Origin of the sequence: Stutzerimonas sp. FeSN7, from assembly GCF_030263795.1 — a bacterium.
Lineage (GTDB): Bacteria > Pseudomonadota > Gammaproteobacteria > Pseudomonadales > Pseudomonadaceae > Stutzerimonas > Stutzerimonas stutzeri.
Map to the genome: position 1 here is coordinate 3,944,568 of NZ_JARPMN010000001.1, position 19,625 is coordinate 3,964,192.

The 19,625-nt window shown below is 64.5% G+C and carries 15 protein-coding genes and 1 pseudogene; 11 read left to right on the forward strand and 5 right to left on the reverse strand.

Annotated features, from left to right (window positions below):
• Nucleotides 1–48: 48 nt before the first annotated feature.
• Complete coding sequence (locus P5703_RS18910) at nt 49–678, reverse strand: response regulator (RefSeq protein WP_011911947.1); 630 nt, start codon at nt 676–678, stop codon at nt 49–51.
• Nucleotides 675–3,093: pseudogene (locus tag P5703_RS23970) on the reverse strand (PAS domain-containing sensor histidine kinase). The gene P5703_RS18910 and the pseudogene P5703_RS23970 overlap by 4 nt, the downstream one beginning before the upstream one ends.
• A 95-nt stretch (nt 3,094–3,188) precedes the next feature.
• On the opposite strand from P5703_RS23970, the gene P5703_RS18925 reads away from it, so the two are divergent.
• Nucleotides 3,189–4,196 (forward strand): alpha/beta hydrolase family protein, encoded by a 1,008-nt coding sequence (locus P5703_RS18925; RefSeq protein ID WP_014595752.1) that lies wholly within the window; start codon nt 3,189–3,191, stop codon nt 4,194–4,196.
• A 5-nt stretch (nt 4,197–4,201) separates the two neighbouring features.
• Here the strand turns inward: P5703_RS18925 and P5703_RS18930 are convergent, their stop codons facing one another.
• From P5703_RS18930 to P5703_RS18940, 3 genes are read right to left on the reverse strand one after another with little or no spacing between them, the layout of a single operon-like run.
• The gene (locus tag P5703_RS18930) at nt 4,202–4,969 is read right to left on the reverse strand and encodes a TerB family tellurite resistance protein (protein ID WP_011911944.1); all 768 of its coding nucleotides are present in this window, start codon (nt 4,967–4,969) and stop codon (nt 4,202–4,204) included.
• A gap of 1 nt (nt 4,970) precedes the next feature.
• Nucleotides 4,971–5,642 (reverse strand): N-acetylmuramate alpha-1-phosphate uridylyltransferase MurU, encoded by a 672-nt coding sequence (gene murU / locus P5703_RS18935; protein ID WP_181119259.1) that lies wholly within the window; start codon nt 5,640–5,642, stop codon nt 4,971–4,973.
• A complete protein-coding gene (locus P5703_RS18940) occupies nt 5,639–6,658 on the reverse strand; it encodes an aminoglycoside phosphotransferase family protein (RefSeq protein ID WP_285590233.1) in 1,020 nt (339 codons plus the stop codon). The genes murU and P5703_RS18940 overlap by 4 nt, the downstream gene beginning before the upstream one ends.
• 129 nt (nt 6,659–6,787) lie before the next feature.
• Between P5703_RS18940 and P5703_RS18945 the strand changes: the two genes are divergently transcribed.
• The 10 genes from P5703_RS18945 (at nt 6,788) to P5703_RS18990 (ending at nt 19,541) form a co-directional block, all read left to right on the forward strand.
• A complete protein-coding gene (locus tag P5703_RS18945; RefSeq protein ID WP_279641808.1) occupies nt 6,788–9,559 on the forward strand; it encodes an LPS-assembly protein LptD in 2,772 nt (923 codons plus the stop codon).
• Nucleotides 9,540–10,847: a peptidylprolyl isomerase gene (locus P5703_RS18950; RefSeq protein ID WP_026012444.1), complete on the forward strand. Its 1,308-nt coding sequence runs from the start codon at nt 9,540–9,542 to the stop codon at nt 10,845–10,847. Before P5703_RS18945 ends, P5703_RS18950 begins: the two co-directional genes overlap by 20 nt.
• Nucleotides 10,848–10,956: 109 nt before the next feature.
• Complete coding sequence (gene pdxA, locus P5703_RS18955) at nt 10,957–11,946, forward strand: 4-hydroxythreonine-4-phosphate dehydrogenase PdxA (RefSeq protein WP_049325896.1); 990 nt, start codon at nt 10,957–10,959, stop codon at nt 11,944–11,946.
• Nucleotides 11,947–12,079: 133 nt separating this feature from the next.
• Nucleotides 12,080–12,874: a 16S rRNA (adenine(1518)-N(6)/adenine(1519)-N(6))-dimethyltransferase RsmA gene (gene rsmA, locus P5703_RS18960; protein WP_279645073.1), complete on the forward strand. Its 795-nt coding sequence runs from the start codon at nt 12,080–12,082 to the stop codon at nt 12,872–12,874.
• A 27-nt stretch (nt 12,875–12,901) separates the two neighbouring features.
• Entirely contained in the window at nt 12,902–13,285 is a 384-nt protein-coding gene (gene apaG / locus P5703_RS18965) for a Co2+/Mg2+ efflux facilitator ApaG/CorD (RefSeq protein WP_285588974.1), read from the forward strand.
• Nucleotides 13,282–14,109 carry a symmetrical bis(5'-nucleosyl)-tetraphosphatase gene (locus P5703_RS18970; RefSeq protein ID WP_011911936.1) on the forward strand — a complete coding sequence of 276 codons (828 nt, stop codon included), beginning with the start codon at nt 13,282–13,284 and terminating at the stop codon, nt 14,107–14,109. Before apaG ends, P5703_RS18970 begins: the two co-directional genes overlap by 4 nt.
• Entirely contained in the window at nt 14,106–14,435 is a 330-nt protein-coding gene (glpE, locus tag P5703_RS18975; RefSeq protein WP_011911935.1) for a thiosulfate sulfurtransferase GlpE, read from the forward strand. The genes P5703_RS18970 and glpE overlap by 4 nt, the downstream gene beginning before the upstream one ends.
• Nucleotides 14,436–14,706: 271 nt before the next feature.
• On the forward strand, nt 14,707–16,629 hold the full coding sequence (locus P5703_RS18980; RefSeq protein ID WP_013981674.1) for a PrkA family serine protein kinase: 1,923 nt from the start codon (nt 14,707–14,709) through the stop codon (nt 16,627–16,629).
• 82 nt (nt 16,630–16,711) lie between these two features.
• Nucleotides 16,712–17,983 carry a YeaH/YhbH family protein gene (locus P5703_RS18985; protein ID WP_011911933.1) on the forward strand — a complete coding sequence of 424 codons (1,272 nt, stop codon included), beginning with the start codon at nt 16,712–16,714 and terminating at the stop codon, nt 17,981–17,983.
• 10 nt (nt 17,984–17,993) lie between these two features.
• Nucleotides 17,994–19,541 (forward strand): SpoVR family protein, encoded by a 1,548-nt coding sequence (locus P5703_RS18990; RefSeq protein ID WP_017244307.1) that lies wholly within the window; start codon nt 17,994–17,996, stop codon nt 19,539–19,541.
• The last annotated feature ends 84 nt before the right edge of the window (nt 19,542–19,625 follow it).

Consider the following 19,625-nt stretch of genomic DNA (forward strand, 5'->3'; position numbering starts at 1 on the left):
AGAGTCGCGTGTAGGGAACGCCCTACAGACGGGTCGGCGGGCGGGAGCTCAGACCAGCTTGTGCTCCATGGCGTAGCGCACCAGGTCGGCCACGGAATGCGCGGCCAGCTTCTGCATCAGGCGGGCCTTGTGGGTGCTGATGGTCTTGCTGCTCAGGGCCAGCTTGCCGGCGATGTCGTTTACCGAATCGCCCTGCACCAGGCGTTCGAACACCGAGTACTCGCGCTCGGAAAGCAATGCATGGGGCGGCCGCGAATCGGTCAGACCGACCTCGAAGACCATGCGGTCGGCCAGTGCCGGATCGATGTAGCGCCCGCCACCGGCCACCTTGCGCAAGGCAGTCAACAGCAGCGCCGGCTCGCTGTCCTTGGTCGCGTAGCCAGCGGCACCTATCTTCAGTGCCCGCGCCGCCATCTGCGCTTCGTCGTGCATCGACAGCACCAGCACCGCCGGAGGCTGGCTCAGCGCGCGAATCCGTGGGATCGCCTCAAGGCCGTTGACGCCGGGCATGGAAAGGTCCAGCAGCACCACGTCGCAGCTGACCTGGCGCAGCTGGTCGAGCAACTGCTGGCCGTTGGCGGCCTCGCCGACCACCTGCATGTCGCGCGCCATACCGATCAACTGTTTGATGCCCTCACGGACGATGGTGTGATCCTCGGCGACCATGACCCTGATCATGACGGCAGTGCTCCAGTGCTTGCAGGTGAAGGAAGTGGCAGCGGGTCCAGCGGGACCCGTGCCGTGATGGTAGTGCCCTCGCCGGGCTGACTGTCGATGCAGAGCTGGCCGCCGAGCATCTGGATGCGCTCGCGCATGCCCACCAGACCGAACGAGCTGCCCGCGCTGCGCGCCGCGTCGGCGAAGCCACAGCCGTCATCGCTGACGCGCAGGCAGAGCATGTCGCCCTCGAGCTGCAGCTGCACGCTGACCGTTTGTGCGCGGGCATGGCGCATCACGTTGGTCAACGACTCCTGAAGGATGCGGAACAGGCCGATGGCCTTGGCATTGCCCAGCGCGGGCGGGCACTCGGGCACCTCGACCAGGCAGGCCACGCCGCTGCGTTCCTCGAAGCGCCGCGCCTGCCACTCCACCGCCGAAGCGATGCCGGCGTCGAGGATCGGCGGGCGTAGCGCCGTGGCCACGTCGCGCACCCGCTGGAACAGCTGGGCGATCAGCCGCTTCATGCTGTCCAGCCGCTGCGCCAGCGCTGGATCGAGCTCGGCGAAGCCCAGCTCGCACATCGAGGTCTCGAGCTTCAGCACGGTCAGCACCTGGCCCAGCTCGTCATGCACCTCGCGCGCGATGTGCGCCTTCTCCTCCTCGCGCACCGTCTCCAGGTGCGCGGCCAGCTGGCGCAATTGCGCGCGCGAGGCATCCAGCTCCAGCTCGATGCGCTTGTTCTCGGTGATGTCCCAGACGATACCGTCCCACACCTGGCGGCCATCCGGCTGGCCGCGCACGGAAGCGCGGATATCGGCCCAGCGCACGTCACCATCGCGATTGAGAATGCGCCCCTGCCATCGCCAGTCCTGGCTTTTCTCCAGCGCCAGCTGCTGGCTGGCCCAGTAGCCGGCCTCGTCATCAGCATGCACCAGGCTGCGGATGCCCTGCCCCGGCTGCAACAGGCGCTCGGCGGAGTAGCCCACCAGGCGCTGGCTGGCTTCGCTGATATAGGCGACCCGTACCGGCGCCTGCGGCCCGTCGCGCTCCAGGCGAAACACCAAGCCCGGCACGTTGCCCGCCATAGCCTTCAGGCGCGCCTCGCTCTCCTGCAGCTGGGCGCTGGCGCGGCGGCGCTCGGTGATGTCGGCGAGAAAGACCACCAGGTATTCGCGGCTGCCGAAGCGCAGGAAGCTGTAGGTTACCGCCGCCGGAAAGCGCTGGCCGTCGGCGCGCTGCCACTCGCATTCATGCACCTGGCGGTCATCTTCACCCGTGCGCGCGGCCCGCCAACGTGCCAGCCAGGCATCCATGCCCAGCGCCGGGTCGAAGGTTTCCAGCGGCAGGTCGAGCAAGCCACCGGACGAATGCCCGAGCAGCAGTTCGGCGGCCTGATTGGCGTAGCGCACTCGGCTGTCCCAGTTGAGCCAGAGGATGCCGACAGGTGCTGTGATCGAGACAGAACTGCGTCAGCCGCTGCGCTTCCTCGGCCGCCTCGCGCAGCTCGATGTCGCGGCGTGCGGTCTTCAGCCGACTTTCCAGCAGGCCATGCTGACGTCGCTGCCAGGCCAGCATCAGCAGACAGGCCAGCAGCAGTACGCCCAGCAGCAAGGCCAGGCTTCGCCAGTACCCGACCTCGCGTCCGAGGTCGATGCTGCGAGGCTTGAGCCACTGTTCCTGCAGCTGGCCGAACTCCCGAGCCGGGAACTGCCGCAGCGCGGCGTCGAGCACCGCGGCGAGCTCGGGGCTGTCGCGCCGCGAAGCGATCCGCAGCAGCTGCGGGTTGCCCAGGTCGCCGACCACTGCCAGGGCGTCGTATTCGAGCTGTTGCGACAGACGAGCGAACAGCGGCTCGTCGACGACCGCGTAGCTGGCCTTGCCCTCCAGTACCTGGCGCAAGGCATCGGCCTGGCTCGCCGCGGTGAGCACGGTGATATTGGGGTAGTTGCTGGCAAGGAACTCGCTGACCGGCCCAGGCCCCGCCGCGGCAACCAGCTCGCTGGGATGCAGGTATTCCAGGTCGACGGCGCGTGGACCAGCGCGATCACCGACGATCAGCCGCGGGATGCGCAGGAAAGGATCACTGTAGCGCCACAGGCGCAACCCGGCCGGCGTCTGGCGCAGCCCGGGTGCCACGTCGATCCTGCCTTCCAGCGCCGCCTCCTGCAGTGCCGCCTCGTCGTTGAAGCGGCGCCATTGCAGCCGCACCCCGAGTTCGGCGGCAAGCTGTTCCATCAGCTGCACATGGAATCCGGACAGGCGCCGCTGACGCTGGTCATATTCGGCATACGGCGCGCCCATCACCACGCCCACCCGCCATTCGGCATGCTGTTCGAGCCAGGCACGACTGGCGGCATCCAGCGACACGGCGCCAGCGGCAAACGGCGTGGCCAGGCTGAGCAGAAGAAAGAGGCGCAGGGATAGAGCGAACATATATTCACGCGATTGATGGGCGTGCCGACACGCTGTTGTAATGCATAACCCCTGCCGGCGCCAGCGTGGCGCCGGCCGCCATCCGGAGAGAGCCCATGTGCCGCCTGCCCGCTATCGTGCTCCTGCTCAGCGTTGCGCTCGGTGGCAGCCTGCCGTCTGTTGCTCAGGCCCAGGAGCCGGAAGCCGCCGAGCAGACGCCGGCGGATGAGCCAGCCTCCCGCCCGCGTCCGGCCCCGCAGACCCGCGGCGAGGCATTGGCTGCCGGGCTGCAGCGGCAGCTCGAGACGGCGGCGCAGATCGAGCTGGGCGGCGACGACAGGTTTCTTGCCCTCTGGCAGCCAGCCAATACCGCCAAGCCCCGCGGCGTGGTGGTCATCGTGCCGGGCGAAGGCGAGACGGCCGACTGGCCGCGGGCGGTCGGCCCGCTTAGACGGGGCCTGGCGGCACATGGCTGGCATACCCTCAGCCTGACACCCGACGATCCGGAGCTGAGTCCCGGCCCGCGCCTGCCGTCACCCGAGCCATCGGCTGCGGCCGATAAGCCCGCCGGGGACAGCGACAGCGAGACCGAACAGCCTGCTGCGCCGCCCGATTCGGCTGGCTATCTACCCGAACAGACAGCCCCGGCGGACAGTGACGAGCCTGACGCGACTGCAGCCGAGCAGGCGCCGCGGCCCAGCCACGCCGAGCGCATGCAGGCGCGACTGGCGGCCGCCATCGAACATGCCCGGACCTTGCAGGCACCGACGATCACCCTGCTCGGCCATGGTACGGGGGCTTACTGGGCTGCCCGCTACCTCGCGCAGACACCGTCGAAGGAGATCGCCCAGCTGGTCCTGATCGATCCGCGCGCGCCGGCAGACGCCGAGAAAGCCTTGGATGATGATCTGGCGAAGCTGACGGTCGGCATCGGCGACTTCCACACTGGCGACCGCCCGGTTGCCCAGCGGCAGGCCATGCAGCGACGCAACGCCATGCGCCGCGCCGGACATCCGGATTATCGACAGGTTGCCCTGCCGAACCTGGAAGGTGATCGCTACGGCGATCAGGAGCAGCTGGTGCGCCGGGTGCGCGGCTGGCTCGAGCGCAAGCCGGTGCGCTGAGCGCCTCAGCGAAAGCCGCGGCGCTCACGGATCAGTGCATAAGCGCTGTGCAGCTCGCGGGTGCGCTCGGTCGCTTCGCGAACCTGCGCCGGGCTCGCTCCCGCGCCGGCCTGCTTGTCCGGGTGATGCTTGCTCAGCAGCCGGCGATACGCCCGTTTGATCAGCTGCGGGTCGCTGTCCTGACGCACGCCCAGTAGCTGCAGGGCCTGCTCGTAGGCTCCTCCTCGCCCGGCCGGCGCCTCGTTGCGCCGCGCTGCGCCCTGATCGAGCGCGGCCACCTCCGCAGCATCCCAACCCAGCCACTTGCCCCAGAGCAACACCAGCTCATGCTCCCGGGCGCCCATGCTTCCCTGTGCCCGCGCCATGCGCCAGCAGGCCTGGATCAGGCGGCGGCCTTCCTCACGCTGGCCGCGGAGCCGCTGCAGGGTCACACGCAAGCCGTCGCCGCTGGCCTTGCCGCGATTGAACGCGGCGATGGCCAGCTGCTGCGCCGCTGCATCGAGGCCCTGGCGGCGCATCTCCTCGCGTGCTGCCTGGATATGAGCAGGACTGACACGCCCGCCGCTCTTGGCCAGGCGACCGAGCAGGAAGAACAGCAGCTCGTTGCCCTTCAGCGCCGGTTTGCCGGCCAGCCGCTCGCGCAGGCTGGCCCATGAGTCGAGCCCCAGACGGCGATCCAGCACCTGGCCCAGCAGACCGCCGAGCAGGGCACCGGGAATGCTGGCGAGCAACCAGCCGATCAACAGCCCCAGCAGGGTAATGGGCCAGAACATCTCAGCGCCGCGCCTCGAGTATCCGTTCGACTTCCGCCAGCCGTTCGTGGGTGCCGACGTCGATCCAGATGCCTGCGAAACGCTCGCCGCTCACCTGCTGGTCGGCCATGGCACGCCGCAACAGGGGGGCGAGCTTGAAGGCACCGGGCTGACAGCCTTCGAACAAGGCAGGATGCAGCACCGAGATGCCGCTGTAGGTCAGCGCGCCGCCCTCTCCTTCGGCTGTCACGACACGCTCGGCGGTCAGGTGGAAATCGCCGCCGGGGTTGTGAGGCGGATTGTCGACCAGCACCAGGTGGGCCAGCCCATCGAGCGGTTTGCGTAGCCGGGCGAAATCGTAGTCGGTCCAGATATCGCCGTTGACCACCAGGAATGGCTCATCGCCAAGCAGGCCCAGGGCCCGGTGGATTCCGCCGCCGGTCTCCAGCGGCTCGCCTTCGGCCGAATAGCGGATCGCCACGCCGAAGCGGCTGCCATCGCCGAGATAGTCCTCGATCTGCTGGCCGAGCCAGGCATGGTTGATCACCAGCTCGTCGAAGCCGGCGGTCGCCAGGGCACGAACGTGATACTCGATCAGCGGCACGCCGGCGGCGCGCACCAGCGGCTTGGGCGTATGCAGGGTCAAGGGGCGCAGGCGCTCGCCCTTGCCCGCGGCGAGGATCATGGCCTTCATGCCTGCGGCGCCTTTGGCAGCTCGGCGATCAGCTGCCGCAACTCGCCCAGCTCCGGCCGCCGCGCCAGCACGGCCTCGATATAGGCGAAGAAACGCGGCACATCGGCGAGATAACGGGGCTTGCCGTCGCGATGGCAGATTCGCGCGAAGATGCCGATCACCTTGAGGTGACGTTGCACCCCCATCAGATCGCTGGCGCGCAGGAACTCCTCGAACGACTCGGGCAGCGCCACGCCCGCCGCACGGGCACGGCCCCAATAGACCTCCAGCCACGCCCGTACCTGCGGCTCGGGCCAGCTGAGGAAGGCGTCCTTGAACAGCGAGGTGATGTCGTAGCTGACCGGGCCGCGCACCGCGTCCTGAAAGTCCAGGACGCCAGGGTTGGGCTCACTGATCATCAGGTTGCGCGGCATGTAGTCGCGATGCACCAGAACCCGTGGTTGCGCCAGGGCCGAGTCGATCAGCAGCCGGCAGATGCGCTCCCACGCACCCTGCTGCGCTTCGCTGAGCGCATGGCCCAGGTGGCGCTGCACGTACCATTCGGGAAACAGCTGCAGTTCGCGCCGCAGCAAGGCCTCGTCATAGGCCGGCATCGCCTGCGCGACCGGCTGCAGCTGAAACTTGAGCAGCGCCTCGATGGCATCATCGAACAGCTGATCGGCGTTACCCGCGTCGATCACGTCCAGATAGGTCTGACGTCCGAGGTCGGTCAGCAGCAAAAAGCCGCGCTGCAGGTCAGCAGCCAGCACCTGCGGTACATGCACACCGGCTTCGTCCAGCATCTGCGCCACCTTGACGAAGGGACGGCAGTCTTCCTGGGGTGGCGGCGCGTCCATCACGATCAGGCTGCGCTCGCCGCCTTGCCAGCGGAAGTAACGACGAAAACTGGCATCGCTGCTCGCCGCGGTGAGCTCCGCGGTCGGTACTTCGCCCCAGCCGCAACGGGCGAAGAGTTCCGGTAGTTGCTGGTCCAGCCAGGCGCTGAGGTCCAGCAGACGTTGATCTTGATGCGGCATCCAGGGGGTCTCCACGGCGCTAGCCGATAGGCGGGTCATGCTTTATTATCCTGCATCTTTCTCAGCCCATCGAGAGGCGTGCGGCCCAGCCGGCCGATGGCTCGCCGCAAGCACGGACCAAAAAACAAGATGGCAGTCAAATACCCCGCGTTTCGTAAAAAATTCCCTCTATTGGTTACTGGCGGTCTGCTCGCATTGCAACCGGTAGCTGTTCCTTTTGTTTTCGCCGCCGAACAGTTCGCCTGCCAGCCGGACGCATCCGGGGGCTGGAACTGCGCCTCCAACGCGGCCAGCCCCGCTCTGCCGCCACGCCCGGCCCATAGCGGCAGCGCTGTGAGCACTGCACCCGCTGCCAAGCCAGGCACCGTCCAGGCGCAGCAGCCGACAGCCACGACCAAACTGGTCACCGAGAGCAAGGGCCGCGCGCTGGCCTCGCGCAGCGCCGACTACAGCCATCTGGACTGGGTGCCACGCGATCAGCTGACGCCTGCTCAGCTCGCCGAAACCGGCCCGTACTGCGCAGGCACCTATGTCGAGCCGGACCGCCCAGGCAAGTTCGACACCACGCCGATGAGCGAAGCGCCCACCTACGTGTCGGCCAAGGCCACCCGCTACGAGCAGGAGCAGGAGATCGCCACCCTAGCTGGCGATGTGGTCCTGCGCCAGGGCAGCATTCAGGTCGAGGCGGACGAAGCCAGCCTGCACCAGTTGGAGAACCGCGGCGAGCTGACCGGCAACGTGCGCTTTCGCGACCGCGATGCACTGCTGGTCGGCGACCGCGCCGAGATCTTCCTCGACAGCGGCGAAGCCAAGGTGGAGAACGCTGAGTACGTCGTGCATTCCGGCAAGGTCCGCGGCAGCGCGCAGTACGCCAAGCGCGAGGAAACCGCAATCATCCGCCTGAAGGACGGCACCTACACCAGCTGCGAGCCGGGCGAGAACAGCTGGCACCTGAAGGGCAACAACGTCACCTTGAACCCGGCCACCGGCTTCGGTTCGGCGACCAACGTGACGCTGCGGGTCAAGGATATTCCGGTGTTCTACACCCCTTATATCCACTTCCCCATCGATGATCGTCGCCAGTCCGGCTTCCTCGCGCCGAGCATCGGCTCCTCCAGCGATACCGGCCTGTCGCTGCAAACGCCCTACTACTTCAACCTGGCGCCGAATTTCGACGCCACGCTCTACCCGCATCTGATGACCGATCGCGGCCTGCTGATGGGAGGTGAATTCCGCTACCTGACCCGCAGCAGTGAGGGCCAGATCGGCGCCGCCTACCTGGACGACAGCAACGACGACCGCAAACTGCAGTCGGAGTACGAAGACCAGCGCTGGATGTACAGCTGGCAGAACCGCAGCGGCCTGGATTCACGCCTGCTCGCCGAGGTGGACTACACCGACCTCAGCGATCCGTACTATTTCCAGGACTTGCATACGAATCTGGGCATCAGCCAGCCGGACTTCCTCGATCAGCGCGGCACCTTGAGCTGGCGCGGCGATACCTTTACCGCCCGCCTCAACGTGCATGCCTATGAGGCCACCCGCGTTGTCGACACCACGCCGTACGAGCGCCTGCCGCAACTGACGTTGGATGGCAAACTGCCGTTCCAGCCGGGCGGCTTGAACTTCGCCTACAAGACCGAGTTCGTCAGCTTCCAGCGCGATCTGCGCAGCGGGAACTTCATCAAGAAAGATGGCGCCCCGACCCCTTGGTATGACAACTACGTAAGCGGCCTGAACCGCGCCGAGGGTGAGCGCATCCATCTGGAACCGGGCGTCAGCTTGCCGCTGGACTGGAGCTGGGGCTTCGTCAAGCCATCAATCAAGTACGCCTATACGCAATACGATCTGGATCTGGACGGCAAAGGCTTGCGTGACCTGAATCGTCAGAATATGCAGTTCGAAGACTCACCCGACCGCGGCGTGCCGATTCTCAGCGTCGATTCCGGGCTGTATTTCGACCGCGACACCCAGTGGTTCGGCAAGGATTACCGCCAGACCCTCGAACCGCGCCTGTTCTATCTCTATGTTCCGAAAGAGGATCAGACCGATATACCCATCTTCGACACCAGCGAGACCAGCTTCAGTTACTCCTCGCTGTGGCGCGAGAATCGTTTCTCCGGCAATGACCGCATCGGTGACGCCAACCAGTTATCTCTTGGCGTGACCAATCGTTGGATCGAGTCGAGCGGTTTCGAGCGCCAGCGCTTAAGTATCGGCCAGGCGTTCTACTTCGCAGACCGCAAGGTTCAGATGCCGGGCATCGACTACCGCACCCGGAAAACCGAACAATCGTCGGTATCGCCATACGCCCTCGAGTACATGTATCGCTACAACCGCGACTGGAACTTCACCTCGACGTTCAACTGGGACCCAGACGCCAGTCGTACACGCTCCGGCAGCGCCATGTGGCACTACCAGCCGGCCGACAACCCGAACAAGATCGTCAACATCGGCTATCGCTACCGCAACGACACCATGCGTTACGACCAGGCCAGTGGTACCTGGACTTACGGCGGCGACTTTGGAACCCCCGGCCAGCCGAACTACATCAAGGACTACTACAAGATCAACCAGCATGACTTCTCGTTCATCTGGCCGGTGGTCCCGCAGTGGAGCGTCATCGGGCGCTGGCAGCACGACTACAGCCGCAGTCGCACACTGGAAGCCTTTGGCGGCTTCGAGTACGACAGCTGCTGCTGGAAGCTGCGGCTGATCAACCGCTACTGGATCGACTACGACGAAACCAGCCTCAACCCCGATCGCAACGACGAGCCGGACACCGGTATCTTCCTGCAGATCGTGCTCAAGGGACTGGGTGGCGTGGTCGGCAATGCGACCGAAACATTCCTCGACAAAGGCATCCAAGGCTACCGTGAACGTGAAGACCAAGCTTTCTGAAGTACTGCGCCCGCTCGCGCTCGGCGCACTGCTGCTGAGCGGTGCGACCCTCGCGCCTGCGGCCCTAGCCCAGGTTCAACCACTGGATCGCGTGGTGGCGATCGTCGATAACGACGTCATCATGCAGAGCCAGTTGAATCAGCGCATGCGCGAGGTCCAGCAGACCATCGAGAAGCGCGGCGCCGATGCGCCGCCGACCGACGTGCTGCAACAACAGGTGCTCGAGCGCCTGATCACCGAGAATTTGCAGCTGCAAATCGGTGAGCGCTCCGGCATCCGCATCTCCGACGAAGAACTCAACCAGGCCATGGGCACCATCGCCCAGCGCAACAACATGTCGCTGGAGCAGTTCCGCGAGGCGCTGGCCCGTGACGGCCTGAGCCTGGAAACCGCCCGCGAGCAGATCCGCCGCGAGATGGTCATCAGCCGTGTGCGTCAGCGCCGCGTCGCCGAGCGTATCCAGGTGTCCAACCAGGAGGTGCAGAACTTCCTCGCGTCGGATCTCGGCAAGCTGCAGCTGTCCGAGGAATACCACCTGGCCAATATCCTCATCGCCGTGCCGGAAGGTGCCGACTCGGCCACCATCCAGGCTGCCGAGCGCACGGCCATGGACACCTATCAACAGCTACAGCAGGGCGCGGACTTCGCCCGCCTGGCCGTGTCCCGCTCGGGCAGCGAGAACGCGCTGGAAGGTGGCGACATGGGTTGGCGCAAGGCCGCCCAGCTGCCGCCACCGTTCGACACAGAAGTACGCGAGCTGTCGGTCGGCGAAGTGACCCAGCCGGTGCGTACGCCGCCGGGCTTCATCATGCTCAAGCTGCTGGACAAGCGTGGTGGCGAAACGCAGGTGCGCGACGAAGTACATGTGCGTCACATCCTGATCAAGCCCAGCGCGATCCGCAGCGACGAAGAAGCCCGTCTGCTGGTGCAGCGTCTGCGTGACCGCATCAATGCCGGCGAAGATTTCGCTCAGCTGGCCAGGAGCTTCTCCGAGGACCCGGGTTCGGCTCTCAACGGTGGCGACCTGAACTGGATCGATCCGGCCTCGCTGGTGCCCGAGTTCCGTGAAGTCATGGCCAACACCCCCAGTGGCGAGCTGTCCCAGGTATTCAAGTCGCCCTATGGTTGGCACATCCTCGAGGTGCTCGGCCGCCGCGCCACCGATGCCAGCGAGCAGTTCCGCGAGCAACAGGCGCTGAGCCTGCTGCGCAACCGCAAGTACGATGAAGAGCTGCAGGCCTGGCTGCGCCAGATCCGTGACGAGGCCTACGTCGAGGTCAAGCTCTAAGCTGCACGCTGTAACTACACGCAACAGCAATGCGGGGTGATGGCCGAAGGGTCGCCACCCCGTTTTCATTTCCGGCGGATCACCGCCCGATGCCTAGCGGAGAATCTCGATGCCCACGTCCCGCCCCTTCGTTCTGACCCCCGGCGAACCGGCCGGCATCGGCCCGGATCTGTGCCTGTTGCTGGCACGCCAGGCGCAACCGCGGCCACTGGTGGCCATCGCCAGCCGCGCGCTGCTGGCCCAGCGCGCCGAACAGCTGGGGCTGAGCATCGAACTGCGCGATGCCGGACCGCAGGACTGGCCCGGCGAGCCCGCGCCAGCCAACTGTCTGTACGTCTGGGACACACCGCTCGCCACAGCGGTGACGGCAGGCCAGCTCGACCCGCGCAACGCTCACTATGTACTGGAGACGTTGACCCGCGCCGGGCGCGGCTGCCTGGACGGCAGTTTCGCCGGCATGATTACCGCCCCGGTGCACAAGGGCGTGATCAACGAAGCCGGCATTCCCTTCTCGGGACACACCGAATTTCTCGCCGAGCTGACCCACACCGAACAGGTGGTGATGATGCTCGCCACGCGCGGCCTGCGTGTGGCGCTGGTAACCACCCACCTGCCGCTCAGGGATGTCGCCGATGCGATCACCGCCGAGCGTCTGCAGCGGGTCACGCGCATCCTGCACGCGGACCTGGTGAGCAAGTTCGGTATCGCCCGCCCACGCATTCTGGTCTGTGGCCTGAATCCCCATGCCGGGGAAGGCGGCCACCTGGGGCGCGAGGAAATCGAAGTCATCGAGCCGACGCTGGCGGGTCTGCGCGAGGAGGGCATCGAGCTGATCGGCCCACTGCCCGCCGACACGTTGTTCACCCCCAAGCACCTCGAACACTGCGATGCAGTGCTGGCGATGTATCACGATCAGGGCCTGCCGGTGCTCAAGTACAAGGGCTTCGGCGCAGCGGTCAACGTCACCCTCGGCCTGCCGATCGTACGCACCTCGGTGGACCACGGCACCGCGCTGGACCTGGCCGGGACCGGCCGCGTCGACATCGGCAGCCTGCAGGTCGCGCTGGAAACGGCCTATCAGATGTCAGGCGCCGCTTAGGAAGGCAGTCCACCCCGGCATCCGTCTCGCAATGGGTGCCGGCCCGGCGACTCAGCTGGTAAGCTTCGCACCTTTCATTTTTCGCTTTACGCTCTTGCTTGACGCTTGCGGCTTGAAGCCTGGAGCTGCCTTCATGTCCGACTACCAACACCGCGCGCGCAAACGCTTCGGCCAGAACTTCCTGCACGACGCCGGCGTGATCCACCGCATTCTGCGGGCGATCCACGCCAAGCCGGGTGAGCGACTGGTGGAGATCGGTCCCGGGCAAGGTGCCCTCACCGAAGGGCTGCTCGACAGCGGCGCCCAGCTGGATGTCGTCGAGCTCGACCTGGACCTGATCCCCATCCTGCAGGCCAAGTTCGCCGGGCGCGAGAACTTCAACCTGAACCAGGGCGACGCCCTGAAGTTCGACTTCAGCCGGCTCAGCCAGGAGCCGGCCAGCCTGCGCATCGTCGGCAACCTGCCCTACAACATCTCGACCCCGCTGATCTTCCACCTGCTCGAACACGCCCAGCTGATCCGTGACATGCACTTCATGCTGCAGAAGGAAGTGGTCGAGCGATTGGCCGCGCAACCTGGCGGGGGTGATTGGGGGCGGCTGTCGATCATGGTGCAGTATCACTGCCGGGTGGAGCATCTGTTCAACGTCGGCCCGGGGGCGTTCAACCCGGCGCCCAAGGTCGATTCGGCCATCGTCCGTCTGGTGCCGCACGAGACGCTGCCGCATCCGGCACGCGACCACCGCCAGCTCGAGCGGGTGGTGCGCGAAGCCTTCAACCAGCGTCGCAAGACGCTGCGCAATACGCTCAAGGGTCTGCTCGACGCCGAGGCCATCGAGGCCGCACAGGTCGACGGCGGCCTGCGCCCCGAACAGCTCGACCTCGCGGCATTCGTCCGCCTCTCCGATCAACTCGCGCTGCGCAGCTAGCGGCGCGCCTACCGAGTCGAGTCCGCCATGACCGAAGACCGCCGCTACCGCATCGACGTCAGCGTCACGCCCTGCTATCTATCCGCGCAGTCCGAGCCGGAACAAAACCGCTACGCCTTTGCCTACACCGTAACTATCGAGAATAAAGGCGAGGTGGCGGCGCAGCTGCTGTCGCGACACTGGATCATCACCGACGGCGACGGCCACGTGCAGGAAGTGCGTGGCGCCGGCGTCATCGGCGAACAACCGTTGATCGCACCGGGCGAGCACCACGTCTACACCAGCGGAACGTTGCTGCCGACCTGTGTCGGCAGCATGCAGGGCAGCTATCAGATGGTGGCCGAGGACGGTCACAGCTTCGATGCCGTCATCGCACCGTTCCGCCTTGCCGTACCCGGAGCATTGCATTGACCACCTATGCCGTCGGCGACCTGCAGGGTTGCCTCGAACCCCTGACCTGCCTTCTGGAGCGGGTCGACTTCAGCCCCTCGCGGGATTGCCTGTGGCTGGCCGGTGATCTGGTCAACCGCGGCCCGCAGTCGCTGGAAGCCCTGCGTTTCGTGCGCGACCTAGAATCCTCCGCGATCACCGTGCTGGGCAACCACGACCTGCACCTGCTGGCGGTGGCCCATAACATCGAGCGCATGCGCAAGTCCGACACCCTGCAGGCGATCCTCGACGCTCCGGATCGCGCCGACCTGATCGACTGGTTGCGCCAGCAGAAACTCATTCACTATGACGCCGAGCGGCATACCGCCATGGTGCACGCCGGCATCCCGCCGCAGTGGTCGCTGGAAAAGGCCCTGCGCCGCGCCGCCGAGGTTGAGCAGGCGCTGCAGGACGACGCATTGCTGCTGCCCTTCCTCGACGGCATGTATGGCAACCAGCCGGCGAAGTGGAACAAGGAGCTGCACGGAGTGCCGCGCCTGCGCCTGATCACGAACTACTTCACCCGCATGCGCTTCTGCAAGGCCGACGGCACGCTCGACCTGGACGCCAAGGAAGGTGCCGACAGCGCGCCAGCCGGCTACGCGCCCTGGTTCAGTCACGCCAGCCGCAAGACCCGCAACGTCAAGCTGATCTTCGGCCACTGGGCCGCACTGGAAGGCCAGTGCGACGAGCCGAACGTCTTCGCGCTGGACACCGGCTGCGTCTGGGGCAACGCCATGACCCTGATGAACCTCGACAGCGGCGAAATGCATCGCTGCGAATGCGAACACGGGAAACCTGCATGACCGACTTCAAACGCATCCCGCCGGAACAGGCCCACGCCATGCGCAATGCAGGCGCGGTCATCGTCGATATCCGCGACCCGCACAGCTTCGCCAACGGCCATATCAGCGGCTCGCGGCACCTGGACAACCATTCGCTGCCGGACTTCATCGCTGCGGCCGACCTCGACCATCCGCTGATCGTTACCTGCTATCACGGCCACTCCAGCCAGAGCGCCGCCGCCTATCTGGTCAACCAGGGCTTCTCCGAGGTCTACAGCCTCGACGGTGGCTTCGAGCTCTGGCGCCATACCTACCCCAGCGACGTCGAGCACGACGAACAACAGTAAAAAATTATTTCGCCTCAACGCCGCGTCATCCGCGGCCCAGACGCTGTTGTCAGCCGAACGGCAGCGCCGAAAACCCCTCGCGCACCTTGACCTTGCCGAATCCGAACTATCCTTGAGTTCAGGCCATCCAAATAAATGAAGCCGGGAAACGGCTGACGGAATTCAGGGTTTCGACCATTAGGTGTTCGGGGGAACTCCACTGGCCGCCACTTCGGCCGTGCTCCAGAGTGCCTGATGACGCGCCTATTCGTGCATCGATCGAGGTGAAGTCATGAGCATTTTCAGCCACTTCCAGCAACGTTTCGAAGCGACCCGCCAGGAGGAATATTCACTCCAGGAATACCTCGATCTGTGCAAGGCGGACCCACGAACCTACGCCAGCGCGGCCGAGCGCCTGCTGATGGCGATCGGCGAGCCCGAACTGGTGGACACTTCCACCGACCCACGACTGTCGCGCATCTTCTCCAACAAGGTGATCCGCCGTTATCCGGCCTTCGAGGATTTCCATGGCATGGAGGAATGCATCGACCAGATCGTCTCCTACTTCCGCCACGCCGCACAGGGCCTGGAAGAGAAGAAGCAGATCCTCTATCTCCTCGGCCCGGTGGGCGGCGGCAAGTCGTCGCTGGCCGAAAAGCTCAAGCAACTGATGGAACGCGTGCCCTTCTACGCCATCAAGGGCTCGCCGGTCTTCGAATCGCCGTTGGGGCTGTTCAACCCGGTGGAGGACGCGCAGATCCTCGAGGAGGACTACGGCATCCCGCCGCGCTACCTGAACTCGATCATGTCGCCCTGGGCCACCAAGCGCCTGCAGGAATTCGGCGGCGACATTTCCAAGTTCCGCGTGGTCAAGCTCTATCCGTCGATCCTCAACCAGATCGCCGTGGCCAAGACCGAGCCGGGTGACGAGAACAACCAGGACATCTCTTCGCTGGTGGGCAAGGTGGATATCCGCAAGCTCGAGGAATTCCCGCAGAACGATGCCGACGCCTACAGCTACTCGGGCGCGCTGTGCCGGGCCAACCAGGGCCTTATGGAATTCGTCGAGATGTTCAAGGCGCCGATCAAGGTCTTGCACCCGCTGCTGACCGCGACTCAGGAGGGCAACTACAACAGCACCGAGGGCCTGGGCGCGATTCCCTACAGCGGCATCCTGCTGGCCCACTCCAACGAGTCGGAGTGGCACAGCTTCCGCAACAACAAGAACAACGAGGCCTTCATCGACCGCATCTACATCGTCAAGGTGCCGTACTGCCTGCGCGTCTCGGATGAGATCAAGATCTACGACAAGCTGCTGGCCAACAGCTCGCTGTCCAGAGCTCATTGCGCGCCGGACACGCTGAAGATGCTGGCGCAGTTCTCGGTGCTGTCGCGCCTGAAGGAGCCAGAGAACTCCAACATCTATTCGAAGATGCGCGTCTATGACGGCGAGAACCTCAAGGACACCGATCCCAAGGCAAAGTCGATCCAGGAATACCGCGATGCCGCTGGCGTCGACGAGGGCATGAACGGGCTTTCCACCCGTTTCGCCTTCAAGATTCTTTCCAAGGTATTCAACTTCGACCCCCATGAGATCGCCGCCAACCCGGTGCACCTGCTTTACGTGCTGGAGCAGCAGATCGAGCAGGAACAGTTCCCCGCCGAGGTGCGCGAGCGCTACCTGCGCTTCATCAAGGAGTACCTGGCGCCGCGCTACATCGAGTTCATCGGCAAAGAGATCCAGACCGCTTATCTCGAGTCGTACAGCGAGTACGGGCAGAACATCTTCGATCGCTACGTGCTGTACGCCGACTTCTGGATTCAGGATCAGGAATACCGCGATCCGGAGACCGGCGAAATCCTCAACCGCGTGGCGCTCAACGAGGAGCTGGAAAAGATCGAGAAGCCAGCCGGCATCAGCAACCCGAAGGATTTCCGCAACGAGATCGTCAACTTCGTGCTGCGCGCCCGCGCCAACAACAACGGCAAGAACCCGTCGTGGCTGTCCTACGAGAAGCTGCGCGTGGTGATCGAGAAGAAGATGTTCTCCAACACCGAGGACCTGCTGCCGGTCATCAGCTTCAACGCCAAGGCCAGCAAGGAAGACCAGAAGAAGCACAACGATTTCGTCGTGCGCATGGTTGAGCGCGGCTATACCGAGAAGCAGGTTCGCCTGCTCTCCGAGTGGTATCTGCGGGTGCGTAAATCGCAGTAAGCGGCTGGAAGCCTGAAGCCGGGAACGGAACGCTCCGCTTCCGGCTTCAGGTCTATGCTTTTCAGCCTAGCCCGGAGGGCCTATGAGCTACGTGATCGACCGTCGCCTGAATGGCAAGAACAAAAGCACGGTGAACCGCCAGCGCTTCCTGCAGCGGTACCGTGGGCACATCAAGAAAGCGGTGGAGGAAGCCGTTGGCCGTCGTTCCATCACCGACATGGAACATGGCGAACAGATCAGCATCCCCGGACGCGACATCGATGAGCCGGTACTTCACCACGGCCGCGGCGGACGCCAGACCATCGTCCACCCCGGCAACAAGGAGTTTGTCGCCGGCGAGCGCATTCCAAGGCCGCAGGGTGGCGGCGGTGGGCAAGGCGCAGGCCAGGCCAGCAACAGCGGCGAAGGCATGGACGACTTCGTCTTTCAGATCACCCAGGAGGAGTTTCTCGACTTCATGTTCGAGGACCTGGAGCTGCCCAACCTGGTCAAGCGTCACCTTACCGGCACGGACACCTTCAAGACGGTACGCGCCGGCATCGCCAACGAAGGCAACCCGTCGCGCATCAACATCGTCCGCACCCTGCGTTCGGCCCATGCCCGCCGCATTGCGCTATCGGGCAGCAGCCGTGCCCAGCTCAGGGCGCTGAAGGCCGAGCTGGAACGGCTGCGCCTGGAGGAGCCGCACAATTTCGGCGACATCAAGGCTGCCGAAGAAGAGATCGAACGGCTCAAGGCGCGCATCAACCGCGTGCCATTTCTGGACACCTTCGATCTCAAGTACAACCTGCTGGTCAAGCATCCCAACCCCAGCTCGAAGGCGGTGATGTTCTGCCTGATGGACGTTTCCGGTTCGATGACCCAGTCCACCAAGGACATCGCCAAGCGCTTCTTCATCCTGTTGTACCTGTTCCTCAAGCGGAACTACGACAAGATCGACGTGGTATTCATTCGCCACCACACCAGCGCCAAGGAAGTGGACGAGGAAGAGTTCTTCTACTCACGCGAAACCGGCGGCACCATCGTTTCCAGCGCGCTGAAGATGATGCAGGAGATCATGGCCGAGCGTTATCCGGCCAACGAGTGGAACATCTACGCCGCGCAAGCTTCCGACGGCGACAACTGGAACGACGATTCGCCGCTGTGCCGCGATATCCTGATCAACCAGATCATGCCGTTCGTGCAGTACTTCACCTACGTCGAAATCACCCCGCGCGAACACCAGGCGCTCTGGTACGAGTACAACCAGGTCGCCGAAGCCTTTTCCGATGCGTTCGCCCAACAGCAACTGGTGAGCGCCGCGGACATCTATCCGGTGTTCCGCGAACTCTTCCAGCGGCGCATGACCAGCTGAGGTGTGCAGCATGAAACGACAGCCCATTTCCACCGGCTCGGAATGGACCTTCGACCTGATCCGGCAGTACGACCGCGAGATCGGCCGCATCGCCGAACGCTACGCGCTGGATACCTATCCGAACCAGATCGAGGTGATTACCGCCGAGCAGATGATGGACGCCTATGCGTCGGTGGGCATGCCGCTGGGCTATCACCACTGGTCCTACGGCAAGCAGTTCCTGCATACCGAAAAGCACTACAAGCGTGGCCAGATGGGGCTGGCGTACGAGATCGTGATCAACTCCGACCCCTGCATTGCTTACCTCATGGAAGAGAACACCATGTGCATGCAGGCACTGGTGATTGCCCATGCGAGCTACGGCCACAACAGTTTCTTCAAGGGCAACTACCTGTTCCGCACCTGGACCGACGCCAGCTCGATCATCGACTACCTGGTGTTCGCCAAGCAGTACATCATGCAGTGCGAGGAACGCCATGGCATCGATGCGGTGGAAGACCTGCTCGACTCGTGCCACGCGCTGATGAACTACGGCGTCGACCGCTACAAGCGCCCCTACCCTATCTCTGCCGAGGAAGAACGGCGCCGGCAGAAGGACCGCGAGGAGCATCTGCAGCGGCAGATCAACGATCTCTGGCGAACCATTCCCAAGGGCGCCGACAAGGGCGACGGGCAGGCCGGGAACCAGCGTTTCCCGGCCGAGCCGCAGGAGAACATCCTCTACTTCATCGAGAAGCATGCGCCGCTGCTGGAACCCTGGCAGCGGGAGATCGTGCGCATCGTGCGCAAGATCGCGCAGTACTTCTACCCGCAGCGCCAGACCCAGGTGATGAACGAGGGCTGGGCTACCTTCTGGCACTACACCCTGCTCAACGATCTGTACGACGAAGGCCTGGTCACCGACGGCTTCATGATGGAGTTCCTGCAGTCGCACACCAGCGTGATCTACCAACCCGGCTTCGACAGCCCCTACTACAGCGGCATCAACCCTTACACCCTGGGCTTCGCCATGTACCAGGACATCCGCCGGATCTGCGAGAACCCGACCGAAGAGGACAAGCGCTGGTTCCCGGACATCGCCGGCAGCGACTGGCTGACCACGGTGAAATTCGCCATGAACAACTTCAAGGACGAGAGCTTCATCCTGCAATTCCTCTCGCCCAAGGTGATCCGCGACCTGAAGCTGTTCAGCATTCTCGACGACGACCGCAAGGACGAACTGCTGGTGCCGGCGATCCACGACGAAAGTGGCTACCACACCATTCGCGAACTGCTCGCGGCGCAGTACAACCTCGGTAATCGCGAGCCCAACGTGCAGGTGTGGAACGTCGACCGCCGTGGTGATCGCTCGCTGACCCTGCGTCACATGCAGCATGATCGCAAGCCGCTGGGCGCATCCACCGACGAGGTACTCAAGCATCTGCACCGCCTGTGGGGGTTCGACGTGCACCTGCAATCGATGCAGGACGACAAGCTGGTCAACACCCATCACATGCCCCCGCGCGCCAGCAACGAGGCGGAGACCGACAGCCGCTTCCCCGGCATGAACTTCGCCTGACCGACGTCGCGGGCAATGCCCGCGGCCCCTTCCTCAGCACCAATCTGTGGCCATACGGCCGATATCCTTTATCCTCCGCGCCTA